Below are 26,158 nucleotides of genomic sequence, written 5' to 3'. Positions count from 1 at the left end.
GTGGCAATTGGGCGAGTTGGCGTCTGTTCGGAGGGTATTGGTGAGCGACGAGCTGGAAACGCAGGATGGTATTGATCTCGGCGGCTCGCGCCACGTTGGCGAGGTGCTTAGGGCGCGGAGGCTGGAACTCGGCCGGGAACTGGCCGACATAGCGCACCAGACCCGCGTGCCGGTACGGCACCTGACCGCGATCGAGGAGGGCAAGCACGATACGCTGCCCGCGCTGCCCTACACGATCGGTTTCGTGAAGTCCTACGCGCGCATCCTCGGCCTCGATCCGGATACGACGGCAGATCAGTTTCGCCGTGAAACGACCAAGCCCGACCGGGTGGTCCCGACCATGGATCACGAGCCGATCGAGGACGTGCGCGTGCCGACACGCGGCGCCGCGCTGCTCGGCATCGTTCTGCTTGGTGTTGTCGTGCTTGCCGTTGCGGCCTGGGGCCTCGGCTGGTTCGGCGGGGACGAGACGCCCGTCGTGGCGGAAGCGCCGGCGGGATCGGACGATGGTGCGACCGTTGCGGTGGATACACCGCCCGCTGCGCCACAGCCCGCCGTAGCGGAAGTGCCCACGACCGATGCAGCGGCGACTGCGCCCGCGCTCGCGCCTGCGGCACCGACGGGCGGTGCGATCGTCGTCACCGCGCGCGAGGATGCGTGGGTGAAGATTTACGAGGCGGGCTCTGGCCGCTCCGTGTTTCAGGGCGTTATGGCGGCGGGCGACCGTTATGACGTTCCGGTGGATCGGCAGGATTTGATGCTCTGGACGGGCCGCGCGGGCGCGCTCGACGTCACCGTGGGCGGCACGGCGATACCGCCGCTTGGCGCCGCGACGCAGACGGTTCGCGACGTTCCGCTGACGGCCGCGGGTCTCGCTGCGCGGGCGCAGCCGCGCCAAGAGTGATGCGCTTCAGTTTCAGGCAAGGGACGGGTTGCTAGGCTCGGCCCTGCGTCTATCAATTGTCGGGAAAGTCATGATGAAATCCAGATATCTGCTCCTTTTGACCCTGCCGCTGCTGCTTCCTGCGATGCCTGCCTTTGCGCAGCAGACGGTGCAGCAGGTGGAAGGCCGAGTGAAGAAGCTGGAAAGCGAAATGCGCGCCGTGCAGCGCAAGGTGTTTCCCGGCGGATCGAAAGAGTATTTCGAGGCGGAAATTCAGGCCCCTGCCGCACCGGTGACGGCGCCGGGCGTGCCCGCGTCCAATCCGCTGAGCGATCTTTCGCGCCGTGTCGATTCGCTGGAAAATCAGCTCACCACGATGACCGGGCAGCTTGAGGAAAACAGCTTCAAGGTGCGGCAGCTCGAAGCTGCGCTCGAGAAGTTCAAGACCGATGCAGAGTTCCGACTGACGACGCTGGAGGGCGGCGCACCGCCGGCCGCACCGGGCGAGGCAGGCGTTTTCCCGCCGCCCGGCGCGCCGACGGCGCCGGCAACAACGCCCTCTCAGGTCGCGGCAGCACCGGCCGCCGCGCCGCTGACGCCGGAGCAGGAATATAGCGCCGCTTATGGTCTCGTGACCGCCAAGAATTATCCGGCGGCCGAAAAGGCGCTCTCCGCCTTTATCGCGAAGAACCCGAAGCACGCCCGCGCGAGCAATGCGCAATATTGGCTCGGCCGTACCTATTTCGCGCAGAACCAACCGGTGCAGGCAGCGCGTACACTGCTTGAAAATTACCAGAAGCGTCCCGAAGGCGAACGCGCGTCGGAAAGCCTGCTTTGGCTTGGCAAGTCGCTGATGGCCTTCTCGCCGCCTAGCCCCGCCAAGGCGTGCGAGGCTTATGACCAGCTTGAGCAAAGCTACGGCAAAAAGCTCTCGCAGTCGCTTCGCACGCAGCTGGTGGATGCCCGCTCGGCCGCCCGCTGCGGCTGATCCCAGCCTGACACCGGAGCGCTTCCGCGCTGCGGTCGCGGCGCTGGCGCCTGATCTTAGCGGCAAAGTCGCGCTCGCCGTCTCGGGCGGGCCGGACAGTCTCGCGCTGATGCTCCTCGCGCAGCGAGCCGGTTTCGACGTGGTGGCGCTTACCGTTGATCATGGGCTGCGGCCCGAAGCGGCGGCGGAGGCGCGCCATGTCGCAGCCGTTTCGGCAAAGCTCGGTGTGCCGCACATCACGCTTTCGGTCGATGTCCCACGGACGGCGAGCGTGCAGGCGGCGGCGCGTGCCGTGCGCTATGCGGCGATGGCGGACTGGTGCGACGCAAATGGCGTGCGCTGGTTGATGACCGCGCATCATGCCGACGATCAGGCCGAGACACTGCTGATGCGCCTGTCGCGCGGCAGTGGGCTTGGCGGTATGGCGGGAATCCGGGCGCGGCGGCCTGTGGAAGGGTACGCTATCACACTGCTCCGCCCGCTGCTTGGTGCGCGGAAGGCCGAGCTTGTCGGGCTGGTGGAAGCGGCCGGGGTTGCCGCTGTCGATGACCCGAGCAACCGGAGTGAGGCATACGACCGAACCGGTGCGCGGGCGCTGCTCGCGGAGGGGGGAGTGGATGCAGGCGGCGCGGTTGCGACGGCGGCGCACCTTGCCGAAGCTGAATCCGCGCTTCAGTGGACGGCGGACGAGGCCTGGGCCGGACGCGCGAGCGTTTCGGAGGAGGCGATCGCGCTTGATACGCGCGGACTTCCCGCCGAGGTGGTCCGGCGGCTCTTGCTCAGGGCATTTCGCGAAATTCGCGGCGTCGAACCGGATGGCCCGGCGCTCCAGCGCTTGCTTGCCGCGCGCGGCGGCACACTGGGGGGCGTGCGGGCGGAGAACGGCCCGCTCTGGCGCTTCCGGCCCGAACCATCGCGAAAAATGCGCGCATCCACCGAATAGACCGCAATAGCAGTTGTCGTTAACGCCTGCGCGCCTATCTTAGAGTGAACACTTTCAGGAACACGGACCCGATGGACGAGAACAAGAAGCGACCGACCGGACCCTGGGGCAAGAGCCTCGCCATGTGGGCGGTCATCCTGCTCGCCGTCGTCGTGCTCGTTTCCGTTTACAACGCGCCGCAATCGCAAGGCGCGGTGCAGCAGCTCGCCTATTCGGAGTTCATCACCAAGGTGAACGAAGGTGCCGTCCGCGAGGTCGATATCCGCGGGCAGGACATCGCCGGACGCCTCACCAGCGGCGAAATGTTCAGCACCTATTCGCCGGGCGACCCCGGCCTCGTCGAGCGCCTCGAAGCCTCGGGCGTCAAGTTCAAGGCGCAGCCGGAGGAAAGCCGCTCGCTGCTCGCCGCGATCCTGATCAACATCCTGCCGTTCCTTCTCATCCTCGGCATCTGGATCTTCGTGATGCAGCGGATGCAGAACGGCGCGGGCAAGGGCGCGATGGGCTTCGGCAAGAGCCGTGCCAAGCTGCTCACCGAAAAGCAGGGCCGCGTGACGTTCGACGATGTCGCAGGCATCGACGAAGCGCGCGAAGAGCTTGAGGAAATCGTCGACTTCCTGAAGGATCCGGGCCGCTTCTCCCGCCTTGGCGGCAAGATTCCGAAGGGGGCGCTGCTCGTGGGCAGCCCCGGCACCGGCAAAACGCTGCTCGCACGCGCCATCGCGGGCGAGGCGAACGTGCCGTTCTTCACCATTTCGGGCTCCGACTTCGTCGAGATGTTCGTCGGTGTTGGTGCGTCTCGCGTACGCGACATGTTCGAACAGGCGAAGAAATCGGCGCCCTGCATCATCTTCATCGACGAGATCGACGCGGTCGGCCGTCATCGCGGCGCCGGCCTCGGCGGCGGCAATGACGAGCGCGAGCAGACGCTGAACCAGCTCCTCGTCGAGATGGACGGCTTCGACGCGAACGAAGGCATCATCATCATCGCCGCGACGAACCGTCCGGACGTGCTCGACCCCGCGCTGCTGCGCCCGGGCCGCTTCGACCGCCAGGTCGTTGTGCCGCGCCCGGATATCGAGGGCCGCGAGAAGATTCTGCGCGTCCACATGCGCAAGGTGCCGCTGGCGCCGGACGTTGAACCCCGTACCATCGCCCGCGGCACGCCCGGCTTCTCGGGCGCCGATCTTGCGAACCTCGTGAACGAGGCGGCGCTGACGGCGGCGCGCAAATCAAAGCGCCTCGTCGGCATGGCCGAGTTCGAGGAAGCCAAGGACAAGGTCATGATGGGCAGCGAGCGCCGCTCCATGATCATGACCGAGGACGAGAAGAAGATGACCGCCTATCACGAGGCCGGTCACGCGATCGTCGCGATGCACGAGGACGCGTCCGATCCGATCCACAAGGCGACGATCATCCCGCGCGGCCGCGCGCTCGGCATGGTGATGCGCCTGCCGGAGCGGGACCAGTACAGCTACCACCGCGACAAGATGCACGCGAATCTCGCGGTCTCGATGGGCGGCCGCGTGGCGGAAGAGATCATTTTCGGCTACGACAAGGTCTCCTCGGGCGCTTCTTCGGACATCCAGTACGCGACCGATCTTGCGCGCAGCATGGTCACGCAGTGGGGTCTTTCGGACAAGCTCGGCCCGATGAAGCTCGCCGAGAACCAGGAAGAGGTCTTCCTCGGCCACAGCGTGACGAAGACGCAGAACGTCTCGGAGCAGACCGCCCAGCTGATCGATCACGAGATCAAGGCGATTGTCATGCGCGGCTACGAGCGGGCCAAGAGCCTCCTCACCGAGCACAGCGAGGAGCTTCACACGCTCGCGCAGGCGCTGCTTGAGTACGAGACGCTCTCGGGCGACGAGATCAAGGCACTGCTCGCCGGCGAAGGCGTGGACCGCGACCGCGGCGCCCGCAACCGGCCGACCGCCGCTTCCACCGGCGTCAGCGCGATCCCGAAGACGGGCAAGCGCGGCTTCGGCGGGGAACCGAGCCCGCAGGGAATCTAAACGGCGGCAGCCAAGAAAAACGGACGGGGCGCTTCGGCGCCCCGTTTTCGTTCAAGCTACTTCGCGCACGCCTTCCCCGTCGCTGCCTGCCACGCCTCGATCCGGCCGCGCAGGGCCTTCAGCGGCAGTGCGCCGCCCGCGAGAACCTGCTGGTGGAAGGCCGGCAGGTTGAAGCACTTGCCGAGCGACGCTTCCGATTCCGCGCGCAGGGCCGCGATTTCGAGCCCGCCGCTGTCGTATGAGGTGAGCTGGCCGGGGATGACGGCGATCCGGTCGAGCATGTCCGCCGCCGCCGCCTCGTCGAAGCGGCCGCTTTCGACGAGATAGGCCATGGCCTTCTCCCGGCTCCAGCCGAACGCATGGATGCCCGGATCGACGACCATGCCGCGCGCCATCCACGCGCGCCGCGTGATGCCCGCGTACGGCGTTTCATAAACGCCCAGTTCCTCCGCCAGCCGTTCCGAATAGCGCGCCCAACCTTCGACGTAGGCGCCGACGAGGGGGATACGGAGCAGCGGCACCTTTGCCGCCAGCTCCTGCGTCATGGCGATCTGCAGGTGATGACCAGGGATCGTCTCGTGCACGACCGTGATCTCGGCGCCGCCCTTCGTTTCGGTCTTCCAGTGATCGAGCGGCAGCATGTAGCGGCCGGGCTTCGAGGGATCAGGCTCGGGGATATAGTGTGCGGGAACACCGCTTCCCGCTTCCGTCGCGGGCAGCACTTCGATCGCGGCTGGCTGTTTTGGAAGCTGCTGGAAAGCGGCGGCGCTGAGTTTCGTCGTCCGTGCGAGGCCCCGCTTCGAAAAATCGACGAGTTCATCGGCGGTGGTGAAATGATTGTCCGGCGCATCCTTCACCGCGGCGAGCGTGGATGCGAGATCGGACGTGCCGAAGCGCTTGCTGCCGATTGCGATGATATCCTTGACGTTCTGCGCGACAGCCGCCTCGCCGACCGCCATGACCTCGGCAGGCGTGCGGTCCAGCGTCGTCGAGGCACGGAGAAGCGCCTGGTAGCAGGCGGCACCGTTCGGCAACTCCGAAAGCGCGATGCCTTCGCGTGCTTTCGGCAGATACTCCCCGGCGAGGAAATCGCGGTAGCGCTTCACGGCACCGTGTACCCCCTCCGCAACGATCGTTTTGAAGCGCGCCTTGAACGCGGCATCGCCGTCGGCGCGGGCCGGGGCGTAGAAAGGAGACTGCTCGGCGGGCAGCGCAAGCAGCCGGTCGAGCTGGCCGATGACGCGGGTGACGACGGAGCGCGGAACGGCATAGCCTTGCTTCAGCCCCTCACGCAGGTTGGCGATATCCCGATCGACATAAGCGGGCAGGCTTTCCCAGCGCTGGATCGCATCTTCGCGCGCATCCGGCGTACCGGTGGCCTGCGCCTGCGCGAGGCGAGAAAAATTCACCTGCCAGCCGGTCATGTGGCTGATGCTCCACAGCGGCTGCTTGCAGACCCGCTGCGCGCGCGCGGCTTCGAGGCCATCGGCCATCAGCGCGTAGGAGGCGCGGCCTGCGTCGTCGAGCTTCGCTTCGTCGACGCCGTTCAGATCCTGCCAGAGCCGATCCTCCTCGGCCGCGACGGTTTTCAGGCTTTCAGCATCGATGGGCGGCAATGCCGATTGACGCGCGCCTTCGATCCCGGAAAGCGGCACAAGCTCGGGGTAGGTGCGGAGCAGGAGCGTGATGTAGCGGTCGGAGAGCGCGTCAATCGGGGACCGCGCAGCCGCTGCCTGTGGCAGGGCCGTGGACGCGAGTGCGAGCGCCGCGATCGTGAACCCCGCCAAACCATGTCGTCGTATACGCATCACAACCCTCCCGCTTTTCCGTCGTCCCGTGCTCTCTATGGTGCGGTGAGGGAGGGGTGTGCAATCCCGGTAAAGACAAAATTTTCAAAAGCAGAGAATTGACGGGCGGATTAGCCAGAACTCGCGCTCAGCTTGTATTCAGCCGGGTCGTCACATAGTCGAAACGATCGGATGGGATGGATGGGGAAGGGGGCTCTTATGCTGAAGCGTGCGCTGTTTGTGGCTCTGGTGCTGGTGTCGGGAACCGCCGCTGCGCAGACGGACCGGCCGAGCGAAGAGCTTTATGGCCGCTATGCGCCCGGCGGGGACTGTTCGAAGCAGCCGCGCATCGAGGTCGGCAAGACGGGCGTGTTCATCGATACGGCGGCGGGGCGGCAGGGGCCGCTTCCGGTCAGCGTCTGCTATTCCTGCGCGGGTGGCGCGCAGTACGAAGGCATCCAGCAATGGGTGTATGTGAAATACGGCAAGGACAAGTGGGGCGGGGACAATATGCCCGTCATCATGATGTTCAACGCCGACGAGAAACGCGGCATGGTCCAGATCGAGCATGACGATACGCTGAAAACGCCGATCGGCGCACCGATGACGCAGGTGGTGCGTGCAAAGCTGTTCCGTCAGTGCGGCGCGGCGCTGCCCGCCGCGCCTTCGGCAGCCGCTGCCAAGCCCCCGTCTGCGGCGGTTCCTCCAAAGCCTGCCGCGCCCGCAAAAACGCCTGCGGACGGTTTCGCGGCGGTGCTCGGCGGGCTTCTGAAGCCGGGCGATTATGCGGCGAATAGCTTTTACGATTGGCGGCACATCGAAACCGCGCCGCATGTCACCTGGGCGGCGCTGCCACCCGAGATGCTCGACAAGCCGATGTTGAACGGCGAATATTTCCGCCGCGCGGGCATCGCCACCGTCGCGGGGCAACAATTGAAGGTGCTCGCGGGCGGCGCGCGCACGATGGTGATGAACCTCTATTTCAAGAACGAGGGGAAGCCGATCGGCACACCCGCCCTGCTCGCGGCGCTGAAGGGTGCGGGCTATACCGCGACGCTCGCGCGCTGCCCGAAGCTGAAGGGCCTGAATGCGCCGGTGTGGTATCGTCTTTCGGCGCCCGGCAAACGCCCCGGCTATCTGTGGGTAACGGGCGCGCGGCCGCCGCAGCAGCCGTGGGAAGGCTTCAGCCTTTCGCTCGATGAGGCGCTGAAGCCGCTGACCCCGCGCGAGGCGGCTGTCTATACGGATCGCTGCGCGTAACCCTGACGATTCCGCGCGGATGGTCATGCCGCGCGGCAAGGGTTAAAGTCCCGCTCAAATCCATGCGTTTTGAGGGAGGCGCGTTGTGGCGACTGCAGCCATTCTGCCGGGCGAGGCAAAATCCATTGAAGCGATGACCGCGCTGCTCGCGCGGCAGCGTGCGGCATTCATGGCGGAATTGCCGGTGGGCGCGGCGGTTCGCAAGGATCGCCTGCGCCGCGCGGTCGACCTCGTGCTGACGCATCGGGACCGGTTCGTGAAGGCGCTCTCGGAGGATTTCGGCCACCGGAGCGCCGAGCAGACGCTGGTGACGGACATCATGTCCTCGGTGAAGCCCCTGAAACACGCGATCAAGCATCTCGACGCGTGGATGCGGCCCGAGCGGCGCAAGCTCGATTTCCCGCTCGGGCTGCTCGGGGCGAAGGCGGAGGTCGTGTATCAGCCCAAGGGCGTCGTCGGCATCATCAGCCCGTGGAATTTCCCTGTGAACCTCACCTTCGGGCCGCTCGCGGGCGTGTTCGCCGCGGGAAACCGGGCGATGGTGAAGCCGTCTGAGTTCACACCCGTCACCTCGGCGCTGATGGCGGAGCTTGCTGCACAGGCGTTCGACGAGAGCGAGCTCGGCTTCGTCATCGGCGGGCCGGAGGTGGGCAAGGCGTTCTCGGGGCTGGCGTTCGATCACCTGATCTTCACGGGCGCCACGGCGGTCGCGAAGCACATCCTGCACGCTGCGGCGGACAATCTTGTTCCCGTGACGCTGGAACTCGGCGGCAAGTCGCCCGTCATCGTTTCGCGCAGCGCTGACATCGCGCAAACGACGGAGCGTGTCGCGCTCGGCAAGATGATGAACGCGGGGCAGATCTGCCTTGCGCCCGATTACCTGCTCGTGCCCAGCGAGAAGGAGGGCGAGATCGTGGAGGGGCTGAAGACGGCGGCGGCAAAAATGTACCCCTCGCTCCTCGCCAACGACGACTACACGTCGGTGGTGAACGCGCGCCACCGCGAGCGGCTGCAGGGCCTGCTTGATGATGCGACCGCGAAAGGCGCCGAGATCGTTACGGTGAATCCGGCGAACGAGGATTTCACGAACACCAATTCGAACAAGATGCCGCTCAGCATCGTGCGCAACGTGTCGGACGACATGCGCGTGATGCAGGAGGAGATTTTCGGGCCTGTGCTGCCGGTGAAGACGTACCGCGAGACGGACGAGGCGGTGGCGTTCGTGAACGGCCGCGACAGGCCGCTCGGCCTCTATTATTTCGGCACGGACGGCGCGGAGGAACGGCGCGTGCTGGATCGGACGATCTCGGGCGGCGTCACGGTGAACGACGTGATCTTCCACGTTTCGGCGGAAGATCTGCCGTTCGGCGGCATCGGTCCGTCGGGCATGGGCAGCTATCACGGGGTGGACGGCTTCCGCACGTTCAGCCACGCGAAGAGCATCTATCGCCAGCCGAAGCTTGACCTCGTGGGCCTCGCGGGCTTGAAACCCCCGTACGGGAAGAAAACTCGCGCCACACTCGCAAGGGAACTGAAGCCATGATTCTCCGCCGCATCGAAGGCCGCCGCCGTGATCTTGGAGGGGGCTTCGTGGTGCGGCGGGTGCTTCCGGTGGCGGGCCAGCGCATGGTCGGGCCGTTCATCTTCTGGGATCATTTCGGGCCGGTGGACTATGCGCCCGGCGAACGCTTCGACGTGCGCCCGCATCCGCATATCAACCTCGCCACGGTCACTTACCTGTTCGAAGGCGAGATCTTTCACCGCGACAGCCTCGGCAGCGCGCAGGCGATCCGCCCCGGCGCGGTGAACTGGATGACGACGGGGCGGGGCATCGTCCATTCCGAACGCACCTCTCCCGAAGTGGAAGCCAGCGGCCAGCGCATGGAGGGTATTCAGGCGTGGGTGGCGCTCCCGAAAACGCACGAGGAGGTGGAGCCGAGCTTCGTGCATCACCCGGCGGATACGCTGCCGGTGATCGAGCAGGACGGCGCGCGGCTCACGGTGATCGCGGGCACGGCCTATGGCAAGCAATCGCCCGTCGGCGTCGTCTGGCCGACGTTCTACGTCGACGTGGATGCGAAGGCGGGCACCACGATCGACGTCTGCACAGAGCATGAGGAACGGGCGATCTATGTGGCGAGCGGCCGCATCGCGCTTGCCGGCGGCGAGGTGGCCGAGGAAGCGACGATGTTCGTGCTCGAACCCGGCGCGAAGGTGGAATGGACCGCGGAGACAGACGCGCGCGTGCTGATGCTCGGCGGCAAGGCGATGGACGGCCCGCGCGAGATCTGGTGGAACTTCGTCTCGTCGCGTCCCCAGCGCATCAACCAGGCCATCGATGACTGGGAAGCGGACCGTTTCGGGCATATTCCGGGCGATGACGACGAGCGTATTCCGCTGCCCGGCGATCCTCGTCCGAAGGGGTAAGGCGGGGCTGAGGCGCGCTGGCTGTCTGCTTCGCGCCTAATTTTCGCCATTGAATCGGAGCTTCACGGTTATCCTCTATCGTCGCTTCATCCGTGGCGTTAGATGGCTTGAACAGATGGCCGCACCAACGCTGACCAGCTTTGCGTGGCTGAGTGCGGCTGGGGAACATAAATGGAAACCGAGAAGCCTGAGCAGGTAGGTGCGCTGCTCGACACGCCAAATCTAGCGGACGCGCTGGGCAACGAGCGTTTTAAACAGTTTCTGGACCATGTGCCGGTTGCAGTGGCGGTTTCAGAACTACACCCCTCGGAAACCATCACGTATGCGAACCGGGAGTTTGAGCGGCTCACGGGCCACCCGATCGCGGATATCGAAGGCAAAACCTGGTGGGCGTTGCCCGGAGTGGCGGCTCCGACTGATGACGATCGTCTCTTGCGCGACGTCCTCAAGAGCGATGTTGATTACATCGGAGAGTTCAAGATTCAGCAAGAGGCCGGGGCGGTCACGGTAGACGCCTGGTCCAATACAATTGAGGACGAGGATGGTACGCCGCTGTTCCGCCTTGTCGCGCTGGCGCCCGCCGGGAGCGAACGGGAACCGGACACTCAAACGGCGGCGCTAAAGGAGAAGGACGCTCTGCTTCGCGAGCTTCAGCATCGCGTCAAAAACAATCTGCAGATGATCACGGCGCTGATCCGTCTCGAAGCGCGCAACATCCCGGACGGCGATACCGGTGAGAGATTTGATCGGCTTGCGGGGCGGATCGGCGCCCTCGCGGTGCTTTACGATACCCTGTCCCGAGAGCCTGCAGACAACAGCATCGATCTGGGTATCTATCTCGGACAGATCGCGACGTCAGTGATGGCCGCCCATGCAACAGAAGGCGTCCGGCTCGACATGAAACTCGATAGCTGGCCGGCTTCGGTCAATGTTGCGATGCCGGCGGGGCTGGTGGTCAATGAACTGCTGACCAATGCCCTGAAGCACGCTTTCGTTGGGCGCGAGGGTGGCACGATCACGCTGCACAGCATCATCGACGACGTCGGATGTCACATTACCGTCGCGGATGACGGGGTTGGTCTGGCCGACGGCGTGGTTTGGCCGAAACCGGGCAAGCTCGGGACGGTCATCGTTCAGTCGCTCAAACAGAATGCTTTGGCCAGGCTCGCTGTGTTTTCGGAGCCGGGCGAAGGTTTTAAGGTCGTTATTTCCTTTGCGAAATCTGCCGCTGCACCCGAAAAATAAAGGCTGATGGCGCCGGGCTCCGCATTGCGGGTGCCAAAGCCGACGGAAGGGTGCCCGCACATGTAATGCAAATGGCTGAGTCGCTGCTGTGCATGACGTGCCCTTGCGACGGCGGGATGAGATGGCGCCCAAGCACGGCTTGTTTTGAACGCTGGGCCGCCCTATCGCTGAGCCGCGTCCGGGTTGCAGCCGCCCGGCTTTTGCCGGGATTGCTCGCGTGTTTCAGTCGATCGGCCCTTTCCTGCGTTCCTTGCCTGCGCGGCTTCGCGCGGGGTTCGAGCGGCGCGCCGCGGGCATCCTGTTCGCGCTCTTCATCGAAGGGCTGCTGGCGCTCTTGCTGCTGACGCTGGCGCCCTCGATTTCCGAGAAGGTGGCGCCGATGGCGGTGTTCCGGCTCGACATGATCCGGGATGAAGAACCCGAGGCTGAAGCCGAAGCCCCGGAAACACAGAGCGCTGCAGCGCAGCCGCCGGAGCGGAAATCGCCGCCGACGCCTGTCGAACCGCCGCCGGTGCCGATGGAATTGCCGGTCATCCAGCTTTCGCGCGAGGAGATGGCGGCGACCGACATCGCGAACCTGCCGCCGCCGACGGCGCCCGCACCCCGGCCGATGATGGGGCCGCCTGCGCCGACCTATGCCGGCGACAGTCAGCGCGTGGATGGGACGGGGCCGAACGGCGAACCGCTTTATGCGGCGTCGTGGTATCGCGAGCCTTATGACGACGAGCTGGCCGGCTATCTTTCGACGGCGCGCGGGCCGGGGTGGGGCCTCATCGCGTGCCGCACGGTGCAGGATTTCCGTGTCGAGGATTGCGTGGCGCTGGGCGAATATCCGCAAGGCTCGAACATCGCGCGCTCGGTGCTCGCGGCGGCGTGGCAGTTCCGCGTGCGTCCGCCGCAGATCGGGGGACGGGCGATGGTCGGCGAATGGGTGCGAATCCGCATCGACTATGGTCTCGAACGGCGCGCGGCGCGACACTGACCCCGAAAAGAAAACGGCGGCCCTTTCGGACCGCCGTTTCTTTCAGCGTATGAGGCTGGCTTACTTGGCCTTGCGGCGGCGCGCTGCGCCGAGACCGGCGAGGCCGAGACCGAAGAGGGCCAGCGCGGCCGGTTCCGGCGTATCGACGGGTGGCGGCGGGATCAGGTCACCGGTGATGAGAACGTTGTCGATCTTCACCCAATCTTCCTTATCCTTCACCCAACGCTCTTTTTCGACGTCCTTGCAGACCTTCTTGTAGCGGCCGTGGACCCACTTCCACTCGCACTCCTCGACCGTGTACGATTCCCAGTGGGAGTTGTTGGTCGAGACGAGCTTGAAGACCAGGTCGAGCCCGGCGACGTCCTCGACATCGAGCGAGAGCGAGACGTCGGTCCAGTTCCAGGCGCTGTCGAGCGAAACTGAGTAGACGAGATCGCCGAAGTAGACTTCGAGCAGATCGCCGGCTTCGGTTTCCCAGGGCTTGTACTGGAACGAGAGTACGATGTTCTCATAACCCGTCAGGTCGATGTCGTTCTGCGTCGCCGTGACTTCGCCGCCGGGATATTCCTTCAGGCGCATCACGTTGTTGGGGCCGCTACGATCGAAAATGTCGACTTCGTCGGTGCTGCTCTCGACCCAGCCGTTGCCGACCACGGGGCCTTCGTAGCGGTTGAAATCGTCCTGAAACAGAGTGGCCGCATTCGCCGCGGTTGCGCCGGCCAGCAGGCCGATGGTGAGTGCAGAACCGAGCAGGTTCCGGATCATCGTCGAACGCATTAAAATCTCCATAACGCTAAAGTAACGAAATTGACTTTGTTGTACACTTGCCAAGCAGGAACTGTGCCACTCAAGCTTTTTCAAGGAATTTTATACTTCATCATGTTTCGGTGTCGTAACTTTGTAATATATCTCGACACTGTTTCAAATTGATACAGGCCCGGGTTTGTCAGCCTGCGAATTGGGTCGGCCGATGGCGCGTTAGAGCAAATTGATGGCCTGTTTCGATAAGCGGCCTCGCCATGCCGCCTCTATGACAAGAGCATGGACGGAAGAACGCGTGCACAGGCATACGGAACGCCGGGCAGATGGCCATTGGGGAGACACTGCGGATGGCGCTGAAGGCAAATTTGATCCGCTGGCACCGCTGGGCCGGACTTGCGGCGGCGGCATTCTGGCTGGTGCAGGCGCTGACCGGCGTGCTGATCGTTTTTCATTGGGAAATCCGGGATGCGTTCATCCCCGGCGCGCATCGGCAGACCGATCTTGCCGCGATCGAACGCACGGTTGCAGACCTGACCGAAGGTTCGGGCGCGCGGCTGGGCTCGATCTGGACGGGCGCAGGTGCGCCCGATCGCTATGACGTGAGCATCACGGGCGATACGCCGGACGCGGACCGCAGCGTCCGCATCGACGGCGCGGGGCAGATTCTCGTGGATGGTGATTACACGGGGCCGGCAGCGTTGACGGGAACGCTCGTCCTTATCCACCACAATCTGCTTGCGGGCGACCGGGGAAGCTGGATCGTGGGGATCAGCGGCGTGCTGCTCGTCACCAACATTCTTTCCGGGCTCTATATCGCGTGGCCGAAGCGCGGGCAGTGGGGACGCGCTCTCCGCGTGCAACGCAAGGGTCAGGCCGCGGCGCGCCACTACAGCTGGCACCGTGCGCTCGGCTTGATCGTGGGCATTCCGGCGCTCGCGAGCATCACGGCGGGCGTGCTGCTGAACTTCTCAGGCGGCGTTGAAACGGTTGTGCGGCCGACGCCGATTGCGGCACCGGCGGATGCACCGGCCGGGACGGCGGGCGTGGGCCTTGCCGCAGCGGCGGGAACCGCGCTCGCGGCTTATCCGGGATCGACGCTCGCCGCGATCTATGCGCCGGAGGGTGAACGGCCGGTATGGCAGATCCGGGTGACGCAGCCGGCGGAGGCGCGGCGGGCTTATGGCGCGACGCGCGTGTTCGTGAGCGCGGTCGACGGCCGCATCCTTGCGCGCTTCGACGCGCTGGATGCCGCGCCCGGCCGTGCATTTGTGGACGGGCTGTTTCCGTTCCATACGGGCGAGATGGGGGGGCTTGCCGGGCGGATCGCGGTTGCCGCGATCGGCGTTTGGCTCGTAACGATGATCAGTGTCGGCGTCCTGCTCTGGGCGGCGCGGCGAAAGGTGAGGGCGCGATGAGTGTTTTCGTTCCACGTGCAAAGGGCGATGTCGCGGCATTGATTGCCGCGCATCCGCTGGCGTGGGTTGTCTCGAACGGGCCAGGCGGTTTCGTTTCGACGCCGCTGCCGCTGCTTGCTGAGTGCGACAACGAGGGACGTGTGGTTGCGCTGTTCGGGCATTTCGCGAAGCGCAACCCGCAGGTTGCTGCATTGCAGGCCGATCCGCACGCCGCGATCCTTTTTCAGGGCGCGCAGGGTTACGTGTCGCCGCGTCTCGTCTCCAATCCGACGTGGGGGCCGACTTGGAATTATGCCGTCGTGCGCTTCGAGGCCGAGGTTGTGTTCGTGCCCGACGAAACGCCGAGCGCGGTCGATCGGCTGGCCGCGCATCTCGAAGGGACCGGGCCCGGCGCATGGACGGTCGCGGAGATGGGTGCCCGCGCGGTGCCCATGCTGGACCATATCATAGCCTTCCGTGCCCGCGTGCTTTCAGAGCAGGCGACGTTCAAGCTGGGGCAGGACGAGGGCGCGCAGACTTTCGAGGAAATCGTGACGCGGCATCCCGATCCGGCGCTCGCAGACACCATGCGCGCTCAGGCCCGGAAGGGATGACGCCCGGCCCGATTGCGTGGGCGGGGCCGCATCGGGGTCAGTAAACTCCCCCTTCCTTTGGGGGGGACTGAAGCCATGGCGCGCGCGCCGACCCGATATCTGATCCGCAAGCCGCTCGCCGACGTGCGCAGCGATATCGACCGCCACGGTCTCCACCGTGCGCTCGGCCCCGTGCATCTCGTGCTCATCGGCATCGGGTGCATCATCGGCGCGGGCGTCTATGTGATGACCGGCACGGCGGCGGCGAACTATGCGGGGCCGGCAGTGATGCTGTCGTTCGTGTTCGCGGGGCTCGCCTGCGCGTTCACCGGGCTTTGCTATGCCGAGCTGTCCTCGACGCTGCCGGTTTCCGGCGCCTCCTACAGCTATGCCTATGCCGCGCTCGGCGAGGCTTTCGCGTGGGGGCTCGGCTGGATGCTGATGCTTGAACTCGGGCTTGCCGGGTCCGCGCTCGCGGTGGGTGTTTCGGGCTATCTCGTCAGCCTGCTCGGCGATTTCGGCATTCATATCCCGGCGGTTCTGGCGACACCGTTCATCCGGCCTGCGGCGGGGGAGGCGGGCACCGCATTCGTGACCGGCGGCGGCATCAACCTCGTCGCGACGGCGGCGGTGCTGCTGTTCGCCTTCATCCTCGTGCGCGGCGTCTCGCAGTCGGCGACGATCAACGCGGTGATGGTGACGGTGAAGGTCGGCGTGCTGATCGCCTTCATCATCTTCGGCCTGCCGCACGTCGATCCCGCGAACTGGAAGCCGTTCATCCCCGAAAACGAAGGCGGTTTCACCTACGGCTGGGCGGGCGTGCTGCGCGGCGCTTCGATCCTGTTCTTCGCCTATCTGGGGTTCGAGGCGGTGGCGACCGCCGCGCTTGAAGCAAAGAAGCCGCAGCGCGACATCCCGATCGGCATCCTCGGCGCGCTCACCATCGCGACGATCGTCTACATGGCGGTCGCGGCAGTGCTGACCGGCCTCGTCTCCTACAAGATGCTGAACGTGCCCGATCCGGTCGCGGTCGCCGTTTCGGCGATCGGGATGCCGGTGCTCAGCATCGTCATCAAGGTGGGCGCGCTCACCGGGCTGTGCTCGGTGCTGATGGTGAACACCTACGCGCATTCGCGCGTGTGTTACGCCATGTCGACGGACGGGCTGCTGCCGCCGCTGTTCAGCCGCGTGCACGCGCGCTTTCGCACCCCGCATCAGGGCACGTGGTTCGTCGCACTGGCGGCGGGCATTGCCGCCGCGTTCCTGCCGATCTCGATGCTGGGCGATCTCGTCAGCCTCGGCACGGGCTGCGTGTTCATCACCGTGGCGATCAGCGTCATCTGGCTGCGCAGCACGCAGCCGGAGCTGCCGCGCCCGTTCCGCGTGCCCTTCGGCGGCTTCCGTGTCGGCACGCTCTGGCTCGGCGTGGTGCCGATGCTCGCGCTCGTCTTCTGCGTGCTGATGATGGCGCCCGTGGTGCTCGACATCATCCGCAAGGCGATGGTCGGCGAGTGGCTGCCGGCCACCATTCTCGGCCTCTACATCGCCTTCGGCATCGCCTTTTACTTCTTTTACGGCGTCGGCCATTCGCGCCTGCGCCGCACACTCTCGGAAGCCTGACCTCATGAACCAGACGACAGCCGGGGTCGCCGACGACCTCGACCCCGATATCCGCCGTTTTCAGCGCGAAGTGGCCGCCGCCTACGGTCGCTATCCCGATTTCGAATGCCTGCCGCTTCCCGAGCGGCGGCGTATCGCCGAGGAGGTGCGCGCGCCGTGGGCCGCAGGCGGTCCGGCGATGTTCGGTACGGAAACACTTAAAGTGGGGCCGCTCGGCGTCAGGGTTCGTATCTATCGGCCGGATGCGCGGACGGTGCTGCCTGTGCTGATCTATGTGCACGGCGGCGGCTGGACGATGTTCAGCCTCGACACGCACGACCGGCTGATGCGCGAGTATGCGGCGCGGGCTGGGGTCGCCGTCGTCGGCATCGACTATAGCCTGTCGCCCGAAGCAAAATTTCCGTGTGCGCTCGACGAGATCGTCTCGGTCGTGCGCTGGCTGCGCGCCGAGGGTGCGGCGCACGGGCTCGATCCGCAGCGGGTCGAGATCGGCGGCGATTCGGCGGGAGCCAATCTCTCGGTTGCCGCCAATCTGGCGCTGCTTCGAGACGGCGAGGCGCCGCTTTCGGCCATACTGGTGAATTACGGCGCCTTCGACGGCAGGGCGGATTATCCGAGCTATCGGCGCTACGACGGACCTGCCTATAACCTCACCGCCGCCGAGATGGCGGTGTTCTGGACGAACTACCTGCGCGCTGAGGAGGACTTCGCCGACCCGCTCGCCTGCCCGATGCACGCGGACTTCGCCGGGCTTCCGCCCACGTTCTTCGCGGTTGCGGCCTGCGACATCCTTGCGGACGAGAACAGGGACATGGCGGCACGGCTGGCAGCGGCGGGCGTGGCGGTCGATTTCCGCGAATATGCTGGGGCGACCCACAGTTTCCTTGAAGCCGTGTCGATCTCGCCGCTTGCAGATCGGGCGCTCGCGGAAACTTCCGAGTGGCTATCCAGGCAAATTTGTGTCAATAATGATAATGACTCGCAATAATGGCCTGATCTCGATACAGTTAGACCCTGTGCAGAAACGCCGTTCGGGCCCGGTGGGAGTAATCTCTTCGTCATAATCAACATGAGGTTCGAAACTTCATTTCATCAAAGGGGGAATGCAATGACCGTTCATGACCGGACGCTGAAAACACTGCTGCTTGCCGGGGCGGCACTCACCGGGCTCGCCGCGCTTCCCGCGATGGCGCAGGAGGCCGCGCCTGCGGGCGCTTCCGTCGAAACCACGCGCACGACGGTGGACGGGGAAGACATGATCGTCGTCACCGCGCGCAACTATGTGCCCGAGGGCAGCGCGACGGCGAGCAAGACCGACATCCCGCTCATCGAAACGCCGCAGTCGATCTCCGTCATCACGCGCGACCAGATCGATCTTCTGAACTTCATCGATGCCCAGCAGGCGGTGCGCTACACTGCGGGCGTGTTCGGCGAGAATTACGGCCCCGATCTGCGCTTCGACTTCTTCACGGTGCGCGGCTTCACGCCGAAGCAGTATATCGACGGGCTGGCCGCGCCGATCTCGACCTCGATCTATTCGGTCGGTGTCGATCTCTACGCCTTTGAATCGCTCGACCTGCTCAAGGGCCCGGCCTCGGTGCTCTACGGCAACGCCCCTCCCGGCGGTATCTACAACCAGGTCAGCCGCCGCGCGCAGAGCAGCTTCGGCGGAGAAATCAGCGCCAAGTACGGCGAGGACGATTACAAGCAGCTCGCCGCGACAATGACAGGGCCGGTTTCCAATTCGGTCGATGCGCGCTTCACGGTGCTTTACCGTGATCGCGATGCGGAACGCGATCACGTGTCTGCCAAGCGGTTGACGGCGGCCCCGACATTGACGTGGCGCCTTGGCGATAACACGTCGATCACCGGCCTCGGCTATTATCAGTACGACGAGGTCCGCGGCGATACGAACGGCTTCCTGCCTGTTTACGGCACGCTGCTCGACAACCCCATCGGCAAGGTGAAGCGGAGCACGAACCTCGGCGATCCGAACAACCTCTACGAGCGGCGGCAGTTCGCGCTCGGATGGGATTTCCGGCACCAATTTTCGGAAAGCCTGAAATTCAGCTCGAACACCAAGTGGAGCGAATACAAGGAGCGGACGCCCACGGGCATCTACGGCGGCGGCGGCCTTATCAACACCACCGATCCGCTTGATCCCAGCTATTATCGCACCGTTCAGCAATACAACTTCAGCTACGCCGAGGATGTGACGAGCTTCGCGACCGACAACCGGATCGACGCGAATTTCGGAACCGGCGGGGCCGAGCACAAGCTGCTCGTCGGCGTCGATTACCGCAATGTTTATAACAAGGCGGATTTCGGCTTCATCTTCGCCAACACGATCGACCTGTTCGATCCGGTGTACGCGCCGCAGGCCAATTACACGCCTGGCTATCCCTCGGCGTTCAACAATCAGCGCCTGAAGCAGACCGGCGTTTACGCGCAGGATCAGATCGGCTTCGGGAATTTTTACCTGACGCTTGGCGGCCGCTACGATTGGGTGAAGATCGCGAGCGTTCTAACGGCGACGACGACGAAGCAGGACAAGTTCACGTGGCGTGTCGGCGCGAACTACGTCACCGACAGCGGTTTTGCGCCGTATGTCAGCTACGCAACGTCGTTCGAACCCGTGCTTGGTGTCGACAGCGTGACCGGCGACGATTTCAAGCCTTCGACCGGCAAGCAGATCGAAGCGGGTATCAAGTATGATGCGCGCGGCCTGCCGGACGACGTGAAGCTGTTCGTGACCGCCGCTGTGTTCGACATCAAGCAGAAGAACGTGGTGAGCACGTCGCCGTCTGTGACGCCGGTGTTCGGTACGCAGAGTGGCGAAGTTGAGGTGTGGGGCGGCGAGATCGAACTTGTGGCGCGTATTCGCGAGCAGATCTCGATCAACGGCTCTTACAGCTACAACAACAGCGAGGTAAAGGAATCGAGCTTCGCAGGCGAGGTCGGCGCGCCGCTGCCGACGACGCCAAAGCACAAGCTATCGCTGTTCGTCGATTACACGATCCAGCAGGGTTCGCTCGGCGGTCTCGGCTTCGGCTTCGGCGGACGCTACAACAGCAAGAGCGCGGGCAGCCTGCCCGGTGCGTTCAATCCGGTGGTCTATTATGGAGAAAGCACGACATTGTTCGATGCGATCATCCACTACGACACGCCGGAATGGCGCTTCGCGATCAACGGATCGAATATCTTCGACAAGAGCTATGTCGCACGGTGTTCCGGCGTGGCCGGGTGCAACTTTGGCGCTGGTCGTCAGGTCATCGGAACAGTTACACGCAAGTTCTGATTTGTATGCGTAAGCTTGGGGCGGGGCGGCAAATGGGGGATGACATGATGAAGCGCGGGAAGCTCCGTCATGTCGTTCTTGCGGTTGCCGTCGCAGCCCTCTTCGCGTCCCCGGTCGCCGCGAAGAAAAAGGAGGAGGAGCGTCAATCCTCCCCGCTTTCTCTGTCCGCGTCGGACCCGTGGCCGAGTACGTACCGGCCGCTGCCGCGCGCGGACATGCTGATCACCGGCGCCACGATCCTCGATGGCGCCGGCGGTCGGCACGACACGGCCGACGTGCTGGTGCGGGACGGGCGCGTGGTCGCCGTGGGCCGCAATCTTGATGCGGACGGCGCGGCGGTCGTCGATGGGCGCGGCAAATGGGTGACACCGGGCATCATCGATGTGCACAGCCACAACGGCACCTTCGTGGTGCCCTTGACGTCGGTCGATGAGCACGGCTCCGACGTCACCGAGATCAGCGATCCCAATGCCGCCGAAACGTGGATCGAGCACGCGGTCAATGCGCAGGATATTGCCTTCGATCGCGCGCTCGCGGGCGGTGTGACGACGCTGCAGATTTTGCCGGGATCGACGACGATCATTGGCGGGCGCTCCGTGGTTTTGAAGACCGTTCCCGCCGTCACCATGCAGGGCATGAAGTTTCCGGGCGCGCCGCAGGGGCTGAAGATCGCCTGCGGGGAAAATCCCAAGCTCTATTACGGCGGACGCGCGAGTGCGCCGAACAGCCGCCAAGGCGAACTCGCGATGTTTCGCGCCGCGTTTTCCGCCGCACAGGATTATCTCGAACGGTCACGTGGCGAGAAGCCCGGCAAAGGGGGCGGGCACAAGGGGCCGCGCAACCTCGAACTCGAAACGCTCGCCGGTGTGCTCACCGGCGACATTAGCGTGCAGGCGCACTGCTACCGCGCCGACGACATGGCGGTGATGCTGGGCCTTGCACGCGAATTTGATTTCCGCATCGCGGCCTTCCACCACGCGACCGAAGCCTACAAGATTCCCGCGATGCTGCGCGAGGCGGGGACGTGCGCGGCGGTCTGGTCCGACTGGTGGGGCTTCAAGGTGGAAGCGCAGGACGCGATCCGCGAGAATGCGGCGTTCGTGGAGGCGGCGGGTGCTTGCGCGATGATGCATTCGGATTCGCCGCAGGTGGGGCAGCGCCTCACGATCGAGGCCGCGAAGGCCGCGGGTGCAGGGCGCCGCGCGGGCGCTTCCCTGCCGCCCGAAACGATCATCCGCTGGGTGACGAGCAACCCCGCGAAGGCGATGGGTCTGGACGACCGCATCGGCACGCTCGCGCCCGGATACAACGCCGATCTTGTGCTTTGGTCAGGCGATCCGTTCAGCATCTATAGCCACGCCGACCGCGTCTATATCGACGGCGCCCTCGTTTACGACCGCGCGAACCCGGCGTACCGGCCGCGCCGCGATTTCGAGATCGGCCGCACGGAGGCAGCGCCGCGATGAAACCCGTGTTTGCCGCCCTCGCGATGCTTGCGGCGTTGCCAGCAAATGCTGAAACCGTGGCGATCGTGAATGCGCGGGTGTGGACGATGACAGCGGAGACGCCGATCGAGAGCGCGACGATCGTTACGCGTGACGGGAAGATCGTCTCGGTTGCGGCTGCGGGCGTGGTTCCCACCGGTGCGCGCGTGATCGATGCGGCGGGGCGCATCGTGACGCCCGGCCTTGTGAATGCCGCGACGCAGCTCGGGCTCACCGAGGTTTCGGGCGCGCGAGAGACCAACGATCAGTCGGTGGCGAGCGGCGCACTCGGCGCGGCGTTCGATGTCCAGTACGCGCTCAATGCCAATTCCACGCTCGTCGCACAGGCGCGGGCGGATGGCGTGACGGAAGCGATGGTGTTTCCCGGCGGGTCGGCTTCAGCGCCGTTTCAGGGACGCGGCGCGCTTGTGCACCTGAAGCCGGACGGCGACATTCTAGACCGCGCGCAGGCGGCGCTGTTCGTGCGCGTCGGCAGCGGCACCTCGGACAAGACCGGCGGCTCGCGCGCGGCGCAGTGGCAGCTTATCCGCAATGCACTCGACGAAGCGCGCGCGCCGCAGGGCATCGATCCGCGCGAGCGCCTGCTCGGCCGCCTCGACCGCGCGAGCCTTGCGCCCGTGCTCGACCGGCGCATCCCGCTTGTGATCGCCGCCGAGCGTGAATCGGATATCCGGCAGGCAATTGCGCTCTCCGATGATTACGGCATTCGCATCGTCATCCTCGGCGGCGCGGAGGCGTGGCGCGCGAAGACGGACCTCGCCGCGAAGCGGATTCCGGTTATTCTCGATCCGATGCTCAACCTGCCGCTCAGCTACGACCAGATCGGCGCGCGCCTCGACAATGCGGCGCTGCTTTCAGACGCGGGTGTGAAAATCGCCTTCACGGTTCCGGGCTTCGGCATCCATCTCAGCTACAATGCGGGATCGGCGCTGCGCGAAGGTGCGGGGATCGCCACGGCGCACGGGCTGCCCTATGCGACCGCGCTGCGCGCGATCACGCGCGGCAGCGCGGAAATCTGGGGCGCCGATGATCGGCAGGGCAGCATCGCGCCCGGCAAGGCGGCCGATCTGGTGATCTGGGACGGCGATCCGCTGGAGCCGTCTTCCGGTCCCGCGATCGTGTTGATCGGTGGACGCGAGGCGCCGGATACGTCGCGGCAAGCGGCATTGCGCGATCGCTACCGGCCGGACGCCGAAAACCCGCTTCCGCCAGCCTACCGATGAAGCGGAGTATTGTCCTTGCCGCGCTGATTGCATGGCCTGTCGCCGCGCACGAGCCCGGTGAACTGGGGCTGCCGATGCTGGCGCCCTCGGCGCAGACCGGAACGTCCGTCGACGCCGCGCCGCGCACGCAGCCGCCGGGGCAGACGCTGCCGATGAAGCCCACACGGCGCATCGCTTTCGAAACGCGTGAGGCGAGTTGGGTGTCGTTGTCGCTGTCGCCGGACGGTAAGACAATTGCCTTCGATATCCTTGGCGATCTTTATGTGATGCCGGTGTCGGGCGGGCGCGCAAAACCGATCGCGCGCGGCATGGCTTTCGAAACGCAGCCGGTGTTTTCGCCCGACGGGAAGTGGCTCGCGTTCGTCAGTGATCGCTCGGGACCGGAAAACCTGTGGGTGATGCGGCCCGACGGATCGGGCGCGCGGCAGATCAGTTTCCGCGATAGCGTCGAGCCGCTCACATCCCCGGCGTGGAGCGCGGACGGCAGTGCGATTTATGCGACGCGGTTTCGCCCGGACCGCGGTGCCTACGAATTGTGGAAGCACGCGTTCTCCGGCGGGGCGGAAACTCTGATACGATCGAGCCGGGACGAGGCGACCGGCAGCCTCCAGCATTCGATTGACGTGAATGTTTCGCCCGACGGTCGCTCTCTCTATTTCGCGGCGCTTTCCAGCAGCATCGGTTTCGACAGCGTTCCCGAATGGACGATCCGGCGCCGCGATCTCACGACCGGTGCGGAAAGCGTGATCCTGCCCGAACCCGCGAACCGGCGCGGCGGCCCTGCGGGCGCGTTCTTCCGGCCCGTAGTCTCGCCGGACGGCAAGATGCTGGCCTATGCCACACGCCACGACGGCGGCACCGCGCTTCATCTGCGCGACCTTGAAACGGGGGCTGAGCGACGGCTCGCATTTCCCGTGCAGCGCGATGTGACCGAGGCTTCGGCATGGCAGGATCTGTTTCCCGGATATGCCTTCACGCCCGACGGCAAGGCGCTCATCGTCGGCGGCAATGGGCGGATCGAACGCATCGACATTGCATCGGGCGCGCGAACCAACATCGCCTTCAGCGCAAAGGTTGATGTGGAACTGGGCACCTTGCAGGCGCCCGATATCCGGCAGGAAACCGGCCCGGTTCGCGCGCGGCTGATCCAGACGCCGGTGCTTTCGCCCGACGGACGAACGCTTGCCTTCTCCGCGCTCGGCCGCGTTTATCTGATGCCTGCGGATGGCAGCGCGAATCCGCGCCGCCTGACCTCCGGCGGAGATCCAGAATTTCATCCCGCGTGGGCGCCCGATGGCAAGAGCCTCGCCTATGTCACCTGGACCGCGAAGGGGGCGGGGCATGTCTGGACCGCACCGATCGACGGCGCGCCGCGCCGCCTGACCGCGGCTGCCGATTACTACACGAACCCCATGTTCACGCCGGACGGATCGGCCGTGCTTGTGCTGCGCTCGGCGCAGGCGGCGCGTCTGCTGACCTACATGGAATTCGGCAACCAGCGGCAGGCGACGCTCGTTTCGCTTCCTGTGGCGGGCGGCGCAGCGCGCGCGATTCTGAGCGATACGATGGGGGGGCAGCTGCACTTCGCGGCCAATCCCGGTGAAGTGTATCTGCAATTCGCGGATGGGCTGAATGCGGTCGATCTGTCGAGCGGGAAGCGTCGTCGTGTGGTCTCCATCGTTGGGCCGGGCTATTATTTCGTTGAAGGGCCGGTGCCGGTCGACGATGTCCGCATCAGCCCGGACGGAACGCACGCCATCGCGATAATCGCGCAGCAATTGCACCTCGTCGATCTGCGGGGGAATCCCGACGGCAAGGTTGACCTTCTGACGCCCGATCCTTCGCACCGCCAGCTTTCCGATGTCGGCGCGGATTTTCTGGAATGGGCGGATGGCGGGCGCACGATCACGTGGGCGGTCGGCTCGACCTTTTACCGGATGCCGCTCAATGGCACGAAGCCCACGACGACGGAAATGGTCGTCGAGGTGCCGCGCGATACGCCGTCGGGTCGTCTTCTGCTCAGCGGTGCGCGTGCGATCACGATGAACGGCGACACGGTGATCGAGGATGCGGATATCCTGATCGATGGCGACAGGATCGCAGCCGTGGGCCCGCGCGGATCGTTTCTTGTCCCTCCTGACGCTGTCGTTCGCGATGTGCGCGGCAGGACGATCGTGCCGGGTTTCATCGATACGCACGATCATGTCGCGGACGTGCGCCGCGATGTGCTGGATATGCAGCCTTGGGGACCGGCGGCACGGCTTGCTTATGGGATCACGACGGCATTCGACCCCTCGACACTCACCATCGACGGGTTTGCCTACGAGGACCTGATCGATGCGGGCCTTGCCGTCGGATCGCGTATGCCGTCTACGGGTACGGCTCTGTTCTCGTTCAACCGGTTCAATTCGCTGGAGGAGGTGCGCGCGGTCGTGCGTCGCTACCGCGATCACTACCGCACGTTCAACATCAAGCAATATCGGGCGGGCGATCGACGCGTGCGGCAGTGGATCGCAATGGCCGCCCAGGAACTCGGTATGCTCGCGACAACCGAAGGCGCGCTGTCGTTGAAGCTCGAACTCAGCCAGATCATCGACGGCTATGGCGGCAGCGAGCACGCCTTTCCGGTAACGCCGCTTGGAAAAGACATGGTCGAATTCGTCGCGCGCAGCGGCAGCGCGTATACGACGACGCTGATGATCTCGCACGGCGGCCCGCCGGGGCAGGACTATTTCATCGCGCGCGACAACCAGCACGACGATCCGAAATACCGCCGTTTCACGCCGCACTTCGCTGCCGATACGAAGATGCGTTCGCAGCGCTGGCACATCGATTCGGACTACAGCTTTCCGGCGGTCGCCGCAGGCGCAGCGGCGATCCAGCGCGCAGGCGGAACGGTCGGCATCGGCGCGCATGGCGAACTGCCCGGCATCGGTTATCACTGGGAGATGGAAGCCCACGCGATGGGCGGCATGACGCCCACGGAAGTGCTGCACGCGGCCACGATCGGCGGCGCGCGAACGATAGGGCGCGCGGCCGAATTCGGCAGCATCGAAGCGGGGAAATATGCTGATCTCGTCATCCTCGATGCCGATCCGCGTGCCGATATCCGGAACGCGCGGCGCATCGCGCAGGTGATGAAGAACGGCCGCCTTTACGAGGGTGCCACGCTGGACGAAATCTGGCCGCGCGCACGGCCGCACGAGGCGCCGTGGTTCACTGAGCGGTGAGCG

19 protein-coding genes are annotated in these 26,158 nt (G+C 65.2%); 17 read left to right on the top strand and 2 right to left on the bottom strand.

Annotated elements, in window-relative coordinates; genetic code table 11:
* The first annotated feature begins 40 nt into the window (after positions 1–40).
* The 4 genes from AAC014_RS08125 to ftsH all read left to right on the top strand — a co-directional run bounded on the left by AAC014_RS08125 (position 41) and on the right by ftsH (position 4,829).
* Positions 41–904 (top strand): helix-turn-helix domain-containing protein, encoded by an 864-nt coding sequence (locus AAC014_RS08125; protein WP_339706705.1) that lies wholly within the window; start codon positions 41–43, stop codon positions 902–904.
* A gap of 73 nt (positions 905–977) precedes the next feature.
* The gene (locus tag AAC014_RS08120; protein ID WP_339706702.1) at positions 978–1,871 is read left to right on the top strand and encodes a tetratricopeptide repeat protein; all 894 of its coding nucleotides are present in this window, start codon (positions 978–980) and stop codon (positions 1,869–1,871) included.
* Entirely contained in the window at positions 1,843–2,814 is a 972-nt protein-coding gene (tilS, locus tag AAC014_RS08115) for a tRNA lysidine(34) synthetase TilS (RefSeq protein WP_339706699.1), read from the top strand. The genes AAC014_RS08120 and tilS overlap by 29 nt, the downstream gene beginning before the upstream one ends.
* A gap of 71 nt (positions 2,815–2,885) precedes the next feature.
* On the top strand, positions 2,886–4,829 hold the full coding sequence (gene ftsH / locus AAC014_RS08110) for an ATP-dependent zinc metalloprotease FtsH (protein ID WP_339706696.1): 1,944 nt from the start codon (positions 2,886–2,888) through the stop codon (positions 4,827–4,829).
* A 56-nt stretch (positions 4,830–4,885) separates the two neighbouring features.
* Here the strand turns inward: ftsH and AAC014_RS08105 are convergent, their stop codons facing one another.
* Positions 4,886–6,637 carry a DUF885 domain-containing protein gene (locus AAC014_RS08105; protein WP_339706693.1) on the bottom strand — a complete coding sequence of 584 codons (1,752 nt, stop codon included), beginning with the start codon at positions 6,635–6,637 and terminating at the stop codon, positions 4,886–4,888.
* Between the two features lie 198 nt (positions 6,638–6,835).
* On the opposite strand from AAC014_RS08105, the gene AAC014_RS08100 reads away from it, so the two are divergent.
* The 5 genes from AAC014_RS08100 (at position 6,836) to AAC014_RS08080 (ending at position 12,530) form a co-directional block, all read left to right on the top strand.
* Positions 6,836–7,876 carry a hypothetical protein gene (locus tag AAC014_RS08100; protein WP_339706690.1) on the top strand — a complete coding sequence of 347 codons (1,041 nt, stop codon included), beginning with the start codon at positions 6,836–6,838 and terminating at the stop codon, positions 7,874–7,876.
* A 133-nt stretch (positions 7,877–8,009) separates the two neighbouring features.
* Complete coding sequence (locus tag AAC014_RS08095; protein WP_339707842.1) at positions 8,010–9,419, top strand: coniferyl aldehyde dehydrogenase; 1,410 nt, start codon at positions 8,010–8,012, stop codon at positions 9,417–9,419.
* Positions 9,416–10,303: a pirin family protein gene (locus tag AAC014_RS08090; RefSeq protein ID WP_339706687.1), complete on the top strand. Its 888-nt coding sequence runs from the start codon at positions 9,416–9,418 to the stop codon at positions 10,301–10,303. The genes AAC014_RS08095 and AAC014_RS08090 overlap by 4 nt, the downstream gene beginning before the upstream one ends.
* 171 nt (positions 10,304–10,474) lie before the next feature.
* Positions 10,475–11,548: a histidine kinase dimerization/phosphoacceptor domain -containing protein gene (locus tag AAC014_RS08085; RefSeq protein WP_339706685.1), complete on the top strand. Its 1,074-nt coding sequence runs from the start codon at positions 10,475–10,477 to the stop codon at positions 11,546–11,548.
* A 217-nt stretch (positions 11,549–11,765) separates the two neighbouring features.
* Complete coding sequence (locus AAC014_RS08080) at positions 11,766–12,530, top strand: hypothetical protein (RefSeq protein ID WP_339706682.1); 765 nt, start codon at positions 11,766–11,768, stop codon at positions 12,528–12,530.
* Between the two features lie 60 nt (positions 12,531–12,590).
* Here the strand turns inward: AAC014_RS08080 and AAC014_RS08075 are convergent, their stop codons facing one another.
* The gene (locus tag AAC014_RS08075; RefSeq protein WP_339706679.1) at positions 12,591–13,307 is read right to left on the bottom strand and encodes a PEP-CTERM sorting domain-containing protein; all 717 of its coding nucleotides are present in this window, start codon (positions 13,305–13,307) and stop codon (positions 12,591–12,593) included.
* A gap of 332 nt (positions 13,308–13,639) precedes the next feature.
* Between AAC014_RS08075 and AAC014_RS08070 the strand changes: the two genes are divergently transcribed.
* The 8 genes from AAC014_RS08070 to AAC014_RS08035 all read left to right on the top strand — a co-directional run bounded on the left by AAC014_RS08070 (position 13,640) and on the right by AAC014_RS08035 (position 26,155).
* On the top strand, positions 13,640–14,707 hold the full coding sequence (locus AAC014_RS08070) for a PepSY-associated TM helix domain-containing protein (protein ID WP_339706676.1): 1,068 nt from the start codon (positions 13,640–13,642) through the stop codon (positions 14,705–14,707).
* The gene (locus AAC014_RS08065; RefSeq protein WP_339706673.1) at positions 14,704–15,300 is read left to right on the top strand and encodes an FMN-binding negative transcriptional regulator; all 597 of its coding nucleotides are present in this window, start codon (positions 14,704–14,706) and stop codon (positions 15,298–15,300) included. Before AAC014_RS08070 ends, AAC014_RS08065 begins: the two co-directional genes overlap by 4 nt.
* Before the next feature lie 75 nt (positions 15,301–15,375).
* Positions 15,376–16,899, top strand: a complete 1,524-nt coding sequence (locus tag AAC014_RS08060; protein WP_339706670.1) for an amino acid permease — start codon at positions 15,376–15,378, stop codon at positions 16,897–16,899.
* A 4-nt stretch (positions 16,900–16,903) separates the two neighbouring features.
* Positions 16,904–17,887 (top strand): alpha/beta hydrolase fold domain-containing protein, encoded by a 984-nt coding sequence (locus AAC014_RS08055; protein WP_339706667.1) that lies wholly within the window; start codon positions 16,904–16,906, stop codon positions 17,885–17,887.
* Positions 17,888–18,007: 120 nt separating this feature from the next.
* Positions 18,008–20,197 (top strand): TonB-dependent siderophore receptor, encoded by a 2,190-nt coding sequence (locus AAC014_RS08050; protein ID WP_339706664.1) that lies wholly within the window; start codon positions 18,008–18,010, stop codon positions 20,195–20,197.
* Positions 20,198–20,241: 44 nt separating this feature from the next.
* A complete protein-coding gene (locus tag AAC014_RS08045) occupies positions 20,242–21,663 on the top strand; it encodes an amidohydrolase family protein (RefSeq protein WP_339706661.1) in 1,422 nt (473 codons plus the stop codon).
* Positions 21,660–22,925, top strand: coding sequence for an amidohydrolase family protein (locus AAC014_RS08040; RefSeq protein WP_339706658.1), 1,266 nt, complete (start codon positions 21,660–21,662; stop codon positions 22,923–22,925). The genes AAC014_RS08045 and AAC014_RS08040 overlap by 4 nt, the downstream gene beginning before the upstream one ends.
* A complete protein-coding gene (locus AAC014_RS08035) occupies positions 22,922–26,155 on the top strand; it encodes an LpqB family beta-propeller domain-containing protein (protein ID WP_339706655.1) in 3,234 nt (1,077 codons plus the stop codon). Before AAC014_RS08040 ends, AAC014_RS08035 begins: the two co-directional genes overlap by 4 nt.
* The last annotated feature ends 3 nt before the right edge of the window (positions 26,156–26,158 follow it).

Source organism: uncultured Sphingosinicella sp. (assembly GCF_963974575.1).
In the GTDB taxonomy this organism is placed as follows: domain Bacteria; phylum Pseudomonadota; class Alphaproteobacteria; order Sphingomonadales; family Sphingomonadaceae; genus Sphingosinicella.
The sequence above is the reverse complement of the archived record's forward strand: the minus strand, read 5'-3'. Positions and strand labels throughout refer to the sequence as shown.